This is a genomic window from Actinoplanes flavus (assembly GCF_017592555.1).
In the GTDB taxonomy this organism is placed as follows: domain Bacteria; phylum Actinomycetota; class Actinomycetes; order Mycobacteriales; family Micromonosporaceae; genus Actinoplanes; species Actinoplanes flavus.
Map to the genome: position 1 here is coordinate 31,153 of NZ_JAGFNS010000006.1, position 11,238 is coordinate 42,390.

The window sequence follows — 11,238 nt, forward strand, 5'->3', positions numbered from 1 at the left end:
ATATGAGTCGGGTAGCCATCGTCACCGGCGCCGCGCGCGGCATCGGCGCGGCCACCGCCATCCAGTTCGCCCGCGAGGGCGCCGCCGTCGCGGTGCTCGACCTCGACGAGCCGGCCTGCGCCGAGACCGTCGACCGGATCCGGTCGTCCGGCGGCACCGCCGTCGCGTTCGGCTGCGACGTCTCCGACGAGGCCCAGGTCGACGCGGTGATCAACAAGGTCGCCGGTGAGCTGGGCGGGGTGGACGTGCTGGTGAACAATGCCGGAGTGCTCCGCGACAACCTGCTGCACAAGATGTCCGCGTCGGACTGGGACATCGTGATGAACGTGCACCTGCGCGGCGCGTTCCTGTGCAGCCGGGCGGCGCAGCGGCACATGGTCCCGAAGCGGTCCGGCAAGATCGTCAACACGTCGAGCGTGTCCGCGCTCGGCAACCGTGGCCAGGCCAACTACTCGGCCGCGAAGGCCGGCATCCAGGGCCTCACCCGGACGCTGGCCATGGAGCTCGGCCCGTTCAACATCAACGTCAACGCGGTGGCGCCCGGCTTCATCGTCACCGAGATGACCGACGCGACCGCGGCCCGGGTGGGCGTCTCGGCCGCCGACATGCGGGCCAAGGCCGCCGAAATCACCCCGCTGCGCCGGGTCGGCCGCCCGGAGGACGTGGCCCGGGTGGTCGCGTTCCTGGCCAGTGACGCGGCATCCTTTGTCACCGGCCAGACGATTTACGTCGACGGCGGACGCCGTCTCTAGCAAGAAGGATTTATCCATGCGTCGTACCGTCTTCAACGAGGACCACGAAGCGTTCCGGCAGACCCTGCGCGACTTCATCGAGACCGAGGTCGTGCCCCGCTACGACCAGTGGTTCGTCGACGGCCAGGTCCCGCGGGACTTCTACAAGCAACTGGCCGAGCTCGGCCTGTTCGGCATCGAGGTGCCGGAGGAGTACGGCGGCGCCGGCATCGACAGCTTCAAGTTCGCCGCCATCCAGACCGAGGAGACCATGCGCGCCGGCGTCTCGTTCGGCGCGGCCGGGGCACACGTGGCGCTCGGCCTGCCCTACCTGCTGGACCTCGGCACCGAGGAGCAGAAGCGGCGCTGGCTGCCCGACTTCGTCTCCGGCGACACGATGTACGCGCTGGCTATGACGGAGCCGGGCACCGGCAGCGACCTGGCCGGCATGAGCACGACGGCGAAACTGTCCGAGGACGGCACGCACTACCTGCTCAACGGCGCGAAGACCTTCATCACCGGTGGTGTCCTCGCCGACCGGGTGATCGTCTGCGCCCGTACCTCGCCGCCGAAGCCCGACGACCGCCGCTACGGCATCACCCTGCTGAACGTCGACACGACGCTGCCCGGCTACTCGGTCGGCCGCAAGCTGGACAAGCTCGGCCTGCGTACCTCGGACACCGCGGAGCTGGCCTTCGTCGACGTGCGGGTTCCGGTCGGCGACCGGCTCGGCGAGGAGAACAAGGGCTTCTACTACCTCGGCAAGAACCTGCCGAAGGAGCGCCTCAGCATCGCCTACGGGGCGTACGCGCAGGCCGCCGCCGCGGTCCGGTTCGCCACCCAGTACGTGCGGGACCGCAAGGTCTTCGGGCAGGCGGTCGCCGGCTTCCAGAACACCAAGTTCGAGCTGGCCGCCTGCCAGGCCGAGGTGGACGCCGCACAGGCCGTCGCCGACCGCGCCCTGGAGGCGCTCGACGCGGGCGAGCTGACCGCGGCGGAGGCGGCGTCGGCGAAGCTGTTCTGCACCGAGGTGGCGCACCGGGTCATCGACCGCTGCCTGCAGCTGCACGGCGGCTACGGCTTCATCAACGAGTACCCGATCGCCCGCCTCTACGCCGACAACCGGGTCAACCGGATCTACGGCGGCACGTCCGAGGTGATGAAGATGATCATCGCCAAGGACATGGGCCTTTAAAGATCAACACCATGTCGGGGTACGGGGTGGACAGTCAACCGACCAATCCACCCCGTCCCACCGGTTCCGCCCGGCCGCTGCCCACTCCAGGCCGCGGCGCGGCCGCCGGGCCGAAGCGGTGGTCCGGCCAAAAAGCCGTCCCGCGGTAACCGCCACCTCAACGGCGAGACAGCGGCGACCGTCCCCCTCCCCATCGCGCGGCGGCACACCGTCGCCGTCCCATCGCCCGGCGGCGATCGTCGCCGTCTCGGCCGAGCGGCAGCGGGACCGTCTCCGTCTCAACCGCGTGCCGGCGGTGGCCGTCTCCGTTTCCATCGCGTGGCGGCGGTGACCGCCACCAGGTAGACGGTCAGGCCGCCGGCCAGGGCGATCGCCGCCTGCTCGCCCCAGTCGCCGGCCGGCGTCGTCGGATAGGGCGGCCAGACGTCCAGCGACCGGCCCGCCGAGGCGATCGCGGTGGCCGCGGCCAGCGGCGGGACCAGCCACAGCAGCGTCACCGGGATGCTCCCCTCGTCGTCCTGCGACAGGCCGGCCGCGGTGACCACCAGCCAGGCGGCCACCAGCAGGATCGTCACCACCACCCCCGGCCGTCGCGGCAGCAGCCGGGACAGGCCGGCACCCAGCAGTGCATACAGGGGGAACGCCAGGAGCAGCGCCCAGTAGGGCGGGCTCTCCAGCACGGCCGGCTCCCACAGCACCCGGCCGTCGGTACCGGCCCTCAGCCGTTCCCCACCGGCCGCCCAGGCCGTCACCATCACCGCCGACCCGAGCGCCATGCCCGTCGCGGCCGCGACACCCAGCGCGACCGGGAGCCGGTGCCGCCGCCCGATCAGCGCCCCGGCGACCAGGGCGAGCATGTGCCCGGCGAGCACCCCGGAGGTCCGCCGCATCACCTCGGTGACGTAGCGCCACTCCCACTGCTGCTCGTCCCCCTGCGGGTCATAGTTGACGAACCCGATGTAGAAGCCGTCGTTGACCGGCATCAACACCAGCGCGAGCAGCACCCCGGCCGGAACCGCCCACACCACCGGATGCCGCATGGTTCGCACTCTAGGGTGAGCGGCATGATCGTGCTCTCCGCCGCCGACGTGCACGCCCTGTTGACCCCGGCGGTGTGCCGCGACCTCATGCGCGAGGCCCTCGTGGCGCTCGCCGACGGCCACGTGTTCCTGCCGCTGCGCACAGTGGTCCGCCCGCCCGCGCTGGACGGCCTGATCGCCCTGATGACCACCCACCTGCACGGCCCGCGCCCGGCGTTCGGCATGAAATCGGTGTGCGTCTTCCCCGGCAACCCACGCGCAGGCAAGGACGCCCACCAGGGCGTCGTCACCCTGTTCGACCCGGACTCCGGCGAACCGCTCGCCGTGATCAACGCCTCGGCCGTCACCGAGATCCGCACCGCCGCGGTGTCCGCCCTGGCCACCGACCTGCTGGCCCGCCCGGAGGCCCGGATCCTGACCATCTTCGGCACCGGCGTCCAGGCCCGGTCCCACCTGCACGCCCTCCGCCCCCTACGCCCCTTCACCGAGATCCGCATCGTCGGCCGCACCCCCACCTCCGCCGACCACTTCGCCGCCGCCGAAGGTTCCTCCTCCTCCTCCGAAAGCTCCGCCACAGCCTCTGCCGTCTTCGAAAGCTCCGCCACAGCCTCTGCCGCCGCCGAATGCTCCGCCGCTGCCTCTGCCGCCTCTCGCGACGCCGACGCGGGCGTTTCGGATGCCGCGGCAGGCCGCCCCGTGGTCCGCGCCTTCACCGATCCCGCCGCGGCTGCGCGTGGCGCCGACGTCATCGTCACCGCCACCACGTCGGCCGATCCGGTGCTGTTCGCAGAGTGGGTATCCCCGGGCACACACGTCAACGCGGTCGGCTCGTCGATCCCCACGGCCGCCGAAATCGATCCACACCTGCTGGCCGCCGCCACACTCGTCGCCGACCGCCGGGAGTCACTGCTCAACGAGTCGGGCGACTATCGGCGAGCTGCCGAGACCGGTCTGATCGGCCCCGGCCACGTACACGGCGAACTCGGCGAGATCCTCACCGGCCGCGTCCCCGGCCGCACCCGCCCCGACGAGATAACCGTCTTCAAGTCCCTGGGCCTGGCGGTGGAGGACGTCGTGGTCGCCCGTCACCTCTACGAACAGGCCCTGACCACCGGCCGCGGCTCCCACGTCACCTTCTGAACCCGTCCTCCCCAGCTGACCTTGCCCCAGCGGGCCATGAGCGCTGTCTCAAGCGCCTCGACACAGCCCTGACAGCCAGCCGCGGCCGGCCGGGCGTGCTGTTTCGGCGTCTCCGAGGCAGCGCTGGGCCAGTCGGAAGGACTGCGGTATGGGCAGGTTTCTGGTGCGTGGCGTGCCTACTCGATCTTGATCGTTTGGCCACCGGAGGCGGTGGTCGATCGTTCAAGATTGCGCCGGCTGGGGTGTCGGGGTGGCGTGTCTGGTTCGGGTGGCCGTGGCCTGTGGCGGGTTTTGTACGGCTGGTCGTGGGTGCTGGTGGGGCGTCTCCGAGGCAGCGTGGGGTCAGTCGGAGGGACTGCGGTATGGGCAGGTTTCTGGTGCGTGGCGTGCCTACTCGATCTTGATCGTTTGGCCACCGGAGGCGGTGGTCGATCGTTCAAGATTGCGCCGGCTGGGGTGTCGGGGTGGCGTGTCTGGTTCGGGTGGCCGTGGCCTGTGGCGGGTTTTGTACGGCTGGTCGTGGGTGCTGGTGGGGCGTCTCCGAGGCAGCGTGGGGTCAGTCGGAGGGACTGCGGTATGGGCAGGTTTCTGGTGCGTGGCGTGCCTACTCGATCTTGATCGTTTGGCCACCGGAGGCGGTGGTCGATCGTTCAAGATTGCGCCGGCTGGGGTGTCGGGGTGGCGTGTCTGGTTTCGGGTGGCCGTGGCCTGTGGCTGGTCTTGTCCGGCTGGTCTTGTTCGGCTGGTCTTGTTGTGCTGGTGCTGGTGCTGGTGCTGGTGCTGGTGCTGGTGCTGGTGCTGGTGCTGGTGCTGGTGCTGGTGCTGGTGCTGGTGCTGGTGCTGGTGCTGGTGCGGCGGCTCCGGGACGGTGCTGAGAGCCGGCCAGGAGGGGTGCAGCGGGCGGGGGCTACTTTGGACGGAGTGAAACAGCGCTATCAGGACACGATCACGGCGCTCGGGGTGGCGCTGGCCGCGCGTGTGCCGGTGATCCTCTGGGGAGCGCCGGGGCAGGGCAAGTCCAGCGTGATCGAGTCGCTGGGCGCGGCGCTGGGGGTGCATGTCGAGACGGTGATCGCCTCGCTGCACGAGCCGTCGGACTTCGGGGGGATCCCGGCGATCGATCCGGTCACCGGGACGGCCCGCAAGTTGCCACCGGACTGGGCGAAACGGGTCGTCGACCGGGCGGCTCAGGGGCGGTCGAGCGTCGTGTTCTACGACGAGATCAGCACTACGCCGCCGGCGGTGCAGGCGGCGCTGCTGCGACCGATTCTGACCGGCTGGGTGGGTGATCTGAAACTGCCGGACGGCACGCTCAGTGTGGCCGCCGCGAACCCGCCGGAGATCGCCGCCGACGGCTGGGATCTCGCGCCGCCGCTGGCCAACCGGATGCTGCACCTGGAGTGGTCGCTGCCCGCTGACGTGGTGCGCGACGGGTTCACGGTCGGCTGGCCCACGGTTCCGGTGCCGTCCGCCGAGCCGGCCGCCGTGCCGCGGGCGATCGTGCACGCCAAGACGCTGGTGGCCGCGTTCCTGCGGGTCCGGCCCGAGCTGACCACCCGGATGCCGGGCTCGTCCGAGCAGGCCGGGCGCGCCTTCCCGACGCCGCGGACGTGGGAGATGGTGGCAATCCTGTACGGCACGGCGGCCGCGTCCGGCTGTGACGACAGCGTGCGGCTGCTGCTGGCCGCCGGGGCGGTCGGCGGGCCGGCGGCGGGCGAGTTCCTGGAGTTCGCCCGGCATCTGGACCTGCCCGAGCCGGAGGAGCTGCTCGCCGATCCGGAGTCGTGGACGGTGCCGGTGAGCCGCGGCGACCAGGTGTTCGCGACGGCGGGCGCGGTCTATGCCGCGATGGCCGCCGACCCCACCCCGGACCGCTGGACGGCGTGCGGCACGGTGCTGGCGCGGATCGCCGACGCCGGGCTGGCCGATATCGCCTATCTGTTCGCGCGAAACTGGGCCAGCCCCGGGATCCGCCCACCCGGGTCGCTGCCGAGCCCCGCGCAGACCCGCGCGCTGGCCCCGATACTGCGGGAGCTCGGGCGGACATGACCGTGGACGTGCGGCTGCGGCTGGCGGCGGGCCGGGCGGTGGCCGCGGAACGGATGCCGTACCTGCGTGTGGCCCTGTTCGCGATGACCCCGGCGCTCACCACGGCGGTGCCGACGAGCGCGGTCGACGCGGGCTGGCGGATGTACGCCAACCCCGCCTTCGTCGCCACCCTGTCCGTCGACGAGGCCGCCGCCGTGTGGCTGCACGAGGCCGGTCACCTGCTGCACGACCACGCCGCCCGCTGGGCCGCCCTGGCCGAGCCGGCCGAGCGGCACCCGCTGTGGAACGCCGCCGGCGACGCGGTGATCAACGAGTCGTTGCGGCAGGCCGGGTTCGAGCTGCCGGTACGCGGCGTCCACTGGGAGGACGTCCCGGGCGCTGAGCCGGGCATGCTCACCGAGCAGCTCTACCGCCTGTTGAGCCGGGGGAGCACGCCGGACCCGGACGACTGCGGCTCGGGCGCCGGCGGCCCGCCCCGGCCGTGGGAGGAGCCGGGCGGTGGGGTGGACGACGGCCGGGCGGTGCTCATCCGGCGGCGGGTCGCCGAGGACATCCGTGCGGCCGGTGACGCCCCGGCCGCCCTGCGACGGTTCGCCGACGAGACCCTCAGTCCGCGGGTGGACTGGCGGCGCGAGCTGCGCAGTGTGGTCCGGCGGTCCCGGGCCACCGTGGCGGGGGCGAGCGACTACACGTTCGGCCGGGTCGCCCGTCGTGCCGCCGCGACTCCGGGCATCGTGCTGCCGGCCCTGCGCGCGCCTCGCACGTTCCGGCTGGATCTGGTCGTCGACACCTCCGGTTCGATGTCCGCGGCCCGGCTCGGGCGGGCGCTCGCCGAGCTGCGCGGGATCACCGGGGCGCTGCGCGGCGTCGCCGTACGGGTGATCTGCTGCGACGCCGGCGCCGGGCCGCCGCGACGGGTCCGCTCGGTCGGCGACGTGGTGCTGACCGGTGGCGGCGGCACCGACATGCGGGTGGGTATCGCGGCCGCCGCCGGGTCGCGTCCCCGCGCCGACCTGGTGGTGATCGCCACCGACGGCGACACGCCGTGGCCGGGCGGGCCGCCACCGGCCAATCCGCGCGCCCGGTACGTGGCGCTGCTCGTGGACGGGCCGCGGCCGGGCGTGCCGGAGTGGATGCACGAGATCGTCATCGATGGAGCGCGGTGAGCGTCCGCAGTGTCTCCAGGTCGAGGGCGCCGCGCGCGTTCATCTCGACGGCTTCCTCCGGGGTGAGGCCGGCGCCGGCGCACCACGGCTGGAGCACGGCCGGGATCCGGGTGGCCTCCCAGACGGCGACGAGCTGCCGCAGCGCCGGGGCGGCGTAGAGCCGTCGCAGCCGTTCGTGGGCGGACGCGCCGGCCGGGGTCAGCACGTCCCGCCAGCCGTCGAACGCCCGCGCCGGGATGTAGCGCAGCGCGACCAGTCTGCGGTACATGCCGTCGAGGCCGTGCGGTGGCCCGGTCCGCGCTTCCCGCCGGACCTGTTCGGGCGTCCAGCCGTGGGCGAGCAGCGCCGCCACCTCGTACGAGATGCCCGGGGTGATCGGCAGTGGATCGTCGGCGAAGAGCGCGGTCAGGTGCGACATGTCCCGGGGGATCAGGTGCTGAACCGGGAACAGTGGGGGTCGCCACGTCCGCTCCACCCATCGGTAGACGAGACGGTCGGCGGGTTCGGTGATCCCGAGCGCCCGGGCCGCCTCCCGGGCCGCCGTGCCGTCCGGGTGGAGCAGGCGCAGGTGCGGCATCCACCAGTGCTCGGTCATCTCGGCGAGGTTGCCGCCGTACACCCAGCGCAGCCACGACTCGAACTCGGTGGGCGGCAGGCCGAGCCGCCACAGGTGGTCGATGATCTCCCACAGTGGGTTCATGGCGCCGCCCAGCGGGGTCCGGGCGGGGGTGAGCATCCTGATCGAGGTGAGGAGGTCGCGGAGCCGGCCGGGATCCCAGCGCCCGAGGAGCAGCACCAGCTCGCCGCGCATCCGCTCGGGCTCGTCCAGGTTCAGGCCCCAGCCGAGGTGGGCGGCCCGCTCCCGCCGGTACGGTAGGGTCGCCCGGATCATGCGGTCCAGCGGCTGGTCCACGAGGCATAGGCTGCCGGGCATGGCTCTTCTGCACAAGGCGACGATCGTTCCCACCAAGCTCGAACTGCTCGCCGGCTGGCTGCCCGGCCGATCGTGGGGCGGTGACGAACCGGTGGAGCGGGTCGCGGCGGCCCGGTTCGACGACCCGGCCGGGGAGGTCGGCATCGAGACGATCATCATTCGGGCCGGGGCCGGGCCGCTGCTGCACGTGCCCCTCACCTACCGGGGCGCCCCGCTGGCCGGCGCCGAGGACTTCCTCATCGGCACCACCGAACATTCGGTCCTCGGCACCCGCTGGGTCTACGACGCGGTCGGCGACCCGGTCTACCTGGCGCAGCTCGCCGAGACGATCCGTTCCGCCGGGCGGGAGGCGGCCGAGGAGGTGGAGGCCGACGGCGTCCGCGTCCCCCGCGACCCGGATCTGGCGCTGCGCGGCTCCGGCGCCGGCGCAGCCGCCTTCGGCGACGTCACCGAGGTGGCCGGCGACGACCCGGTGGTCATCCGGTCCGCGACGCACGAGCTGACGGTGGCCCGGCGGCTCGGCGAGGGCCTGCCGGGCGCGACACTGACCGGCGCCTGGGACGGCGACGGCGCCCCGGCCGTCCTCGCCGCGCTGACCACTCGATGACCGACGAAACCAGCCGTCTGCGGGGTGTCGGCGAGCGGTTCGCCGCCGGCTTTCCGGCCCTTTCCGGGGTACGCGCGACGCTGCTCACCGGCTCGGTGGCGCGTGGCCTCGCGGACCGCTGGTCGGATGTCGAGCTCATGGTGTTCTGGGACGGCGAGCCGGGCGAGCAGGCGCGGCGGGCGGTGGCCGCGGCCGGCGGGGGAGAGGTGACCGCCTTGCACGGCTACGACCCGGACAACGCCGAATGGTCCGAGGACGTGCTGGTCGACGGGGTGGAGATCCAGGTCAGCCACCGTACGGTCGCGGCCACCGGTGCCTGGATCGCCGACGTCACCGAACGGCACGACCCGGACCTGACGAAGCAGGACCTGATCGCGCTGATCCGGCACGCCGTGGTCCGGCACGACACCGGCGTGGTGTCCGGCTGGCTGGCCCGCACCGAGGAGTACCCGGAGGCGCTCGGGCTGGCCATGGTCCGCGCCCACCTGGAGTTCCGGTCGGCCTGGCAGCGCGCCAAACTGCTGGCCCGCGGCGACGTGCTGCCGCTCGCCCAGGACCGGGTGGACACCGTCCGCAACGTGCTGCTCGTGCTCCTCGGCCTGAACCGGGTCTGGTTCCCGCATCTGGGCTTCAAGTGGGTGCGGGAGCTGGCCGAAGGGCTGGTCCTGGCCCCGGCCGCCCTGCCGGCCCGCCTGGAAGCGGTGCTGACCGCCACCCCGGCGAGCGCGGTCCCGGCCGCCGACGCGCTGATCATGGAGACTCTGGCGCTGGTCGCCGAGCACCTGCCCGGGGCGGGCGCCGACGAGGAGATCCGCTACCAGGTCACTCCCCGGCGGGGCGGCGTCGTCCGTACCGGAAACGGGTCTTCAGGCGGAGAGCGCGTCGCCGGCCTTGCGGGCGGCGATCAGGATCGGGTCCCAGACGGGGGCGTAGGGCGGGGCGTAACCGAGGTCGAGGGCGGTCATCTCGGTGACGGTCATCCGGTTCCAGACGGCGACCGCGAAGGCGTCGATGCGTTTGGCGGCTTCGGCGCGGCCGACGATCTGGGCGCCGAGGAGCATGCCGGTGCCGCGTTCGGCGAGCACCTTGACGGTCATCGGCACCGCGCCGGGGAAGTAGCCGGCCCGGTTGGTGGACTCGATGGTGGCCGTGACGTAGCGGAACCCGGCGGCGTCGGCCTCCCGTGAGGACAGGCCGGTCCGTGCCACCTCGAGGTCGCAGATCTTGGTGATCGCGGTGCCGATGACGCCGGGGAACGTCGCGTAGCCGCCGCCGATGTTGATGCCGGCCACCCGGCCCTGCTTGTTGGCGTGCGTGCCGAGCGGCACGTGCGCGGGCCGGCCGCTGACCCGGTGCAGGACCTGGGTGCAGTCGCCGGCCGCCCAGATCCCGTCGGCGACCTGTTGCCGCAGGTCGGTGACGAGGCCGCCGGTCGGGCCGAGGGGCAGGCCGGCGGCCTGGGCGAGGGCGGTGTTCGGGCGTACGCCGAGGCCGAGCACCACCACGTCGGCGGGGATCGTCCCGGCGTCGGTGACCACGGCCCGGACCCGGTCGCCGTCGGTCTCCAGCGCGCTGACCGTCACCCCGGTACGCAGATCGATGCCGAGCCCGCGCACCGCCTCGGCGACCAGCGCACCCATGTCCGGGTCGACGGTGGACATCGGCTGCGGCGCCTTCTCCACCAGGGTGACGGTGAGCCCGCGGCGGACCAGGGCCTCGGCCATCTCGACGCCGATGTAGCCGCCGCCGACGACGACCGCCGTCGTGCGGCCGGGCGCCAGCCAGTCCCGCAGGGCGGCCCCGTCACCGAGCGTCTGCACACCGAAGACCCCGCCGGCCGGGGTCTCGGCCCACGGTGGACGGACCGGGGTGGCGCCGGCCGCGTAGACGAGCTGGTCGAACCCCTCGTCGACGACGCGGTCGCCGGCCCGCACGGTCACCGTGCGCCGGTCCAGGTCGATGCCGGTGACCTCGTGCCGGGTGCGGACCTCGATCCGGTCCTGGCGGAACCGTTCGGGCCGGCGGGCGATGAGCGCCTCCGGGCCGTCGACGACGTCGCCGACCCAGTACGGGATCCCGCACGCCGAATACGATGTGTAGTCACCGCGCTCGAAGGCGAGGATCTCCAGGTCGTCCGGCCCGCGGCGGCGGCGGGCCTGGGACGCGGCGGACATGCCGGCCGCGTCGCCGCCGATGACAATGAGTCGCACGACACCCATTCTGCCCGTGTCACCGGCCGATTTCCGGAAAGCTACGGGCCGCGGTTGCCCGGCGCATCAGCCGGGATCTATGGTGACCTCACCGTACCCCGGAACCACCGTCGCATTCATCCGACCGCCCGTCGAAGCGCTTCGACCGATTATTGAGAAATCGGAT

Annotated in this window: 9 protein-coding genes and 1 pseudogene; 7 read left to right on the plus strand and 3 right to left on the minus strand. The window is 72.8% G+C overall.

What is annotated here, in order from left to right:
* Positions 1–2: 2 nt before the first annotated feature.
* Together fabG and J5X75_RS10610 are read left to right on the plus strand one after the other, a co-directional pair.
* Positions 3–752 carry a 3-oxoacyl-ACP reductase FabG gene (gene fabG / locus J5X75_RS10605; RefSeq protein WP_208467177.1) on the plus strand — a complete coding sequence of 250 codons (750 nt, stop codon included), beginning with the start codon at positions 3–5 and terminating at the stop codon, positions 750–752.
* A gap of 16 nt (positions 753–768) precedes the next feature.
* Complete coding sequence (locus tag J5X75_RS10610; RefSeq protein ID WP_208467178.1) at positions 769–1,926, plus strand: acyl-CoA dehydrogenase family protein; 1,158 nt, start codon at positions 769–771, stop codon at positions 1,924–1,926.
* 278 nt (positions 1,927–2,204) lie between these two features.
* Here the strand turns inward: J5X75_RS10610 and J5X75_RS10615 are convergent, their stop codons facing one another.
* Positions 2,205–2,966: a hypothetical protein gene (locus tag J5X75_RS10615; RefSeq protein WP_208467179.1), complete on the minus strand. Its 762-nt coding sequence runs from the start codon at positions 2,964–2,966 to the stop codon at positions 2,205–2,207.
* A 24-nt stretch (positions 2,967–2,990) separates the two neighbouring features.
* On the opposite strand from J5X75_RS10615, the gene J5X75_RS10620 reads away from it, so the two are divergent.
* The 3 genes from J5X75_RS10620 (at position 2,991) to J5X75_RS10630 (ending at position 7,321) form a co-directional block, all read left to right on the plus strand.
* On the plus strand, positions 2,991–4,106 hold the full coding sequence (locus J5X75_RS10620; RefSeq protein ID WP_208467180.1) for an ornithine cyclodeaminase family protein: 1,116 nt from the start codon (positions 2,991–2,993) through the stop codon (positions 4,104–4,106).
* A gap of 753 nt (positions 4,107–4,859) precedes the next feature.
* Positions 4,860–6,155 (plus strand): AAA family ATPase, encoded by a 1,296-nt coding sequence (locus tag J5X75_RS10625; RefSeq protein WP_208467181.1) that lies wholly within the window; start codon positions 4,860–4,862, stop codon positions 6,153–6,155.
* Positions 6,152–7,321 carry a vWA domain-containing protein gene (locus J5X75_RS10630; RefSeq protein ID WP_208467182.1) on the plus strand — a complete coding sequence of 390 codons (1,170 nt, stop codon included), beginning with the start codon at positions 6,152–6,154 and terminating at the stop codon, positions 7,319–7,321. Before J5X75_RS10625 ends, J5X75_RS10630 begins: the two co-directional genes overlap by 4 nt.
* On the opposite strand, the gene J5X75_RS10635 is transcribed toward J5X75_RS10630, so the two are convergent.
* On the minus strand, positions 7,302–8,234 hold the full coding sequence (locus J5X75_RS10635; protein ID WP_208467183.1) for a hypothetical protein: 933 nt from the start codon (positions 8,232–8,234) through the stop codon (positions 7,302–7,304). The genes J5X75_RS10630 and J5X75_RS10635 overlap by 20 nt on opposite strands.
* Positions 8,235–8,253: 19 nt before the next feature.
* Between J5X75_RS10635 and J5X75_RS10640 the strand changes: the two genes are divergently transcribed.
* Together J5X75_RS10640 and J5X75_RS44130 are read left to right on the plus strand one after the other, a co-directional pair.
* On the plus strand, positions 8,254–8,862 hold the full coding sequence (locus J5X75_RS10640) for a CG0192-related protein (protein ID WP_208467184.1): 609 nt from the start codon (positions 8,254–8,256) through the stop codon (positions 8,860–8,862).
* A 137-nt stretch (positions 8,863–8,999) separates the two neighbouring features.
* A pseudogene (locus tag J5X75_RS44130) lies at positions 9,000–9,488 on the plus strand (DUF4037 domain-containing protein); the annotation flags it as partial.
* Positions 9,489–9,728: 240 nt separating this feature from the next.
* Here the strand turns inward: J5X75_RS44130 and J5X75_RS10645 are convergent.
* Positions 9,729–11,081 carry an FAD-dependent oxidoreductase gene (locus J5X75_RS10645; protein WP_208467185.1) on the minus strand — a complete coding sequence of 451 codons (1,353 nt, stop codon included), beginning with the start codon at positions 11,079–11,081 and terminating at the stop codon, positions 9,729–9,731.
* Positions 11,082–11,238 lie beyond the last annotated feature (157 nt).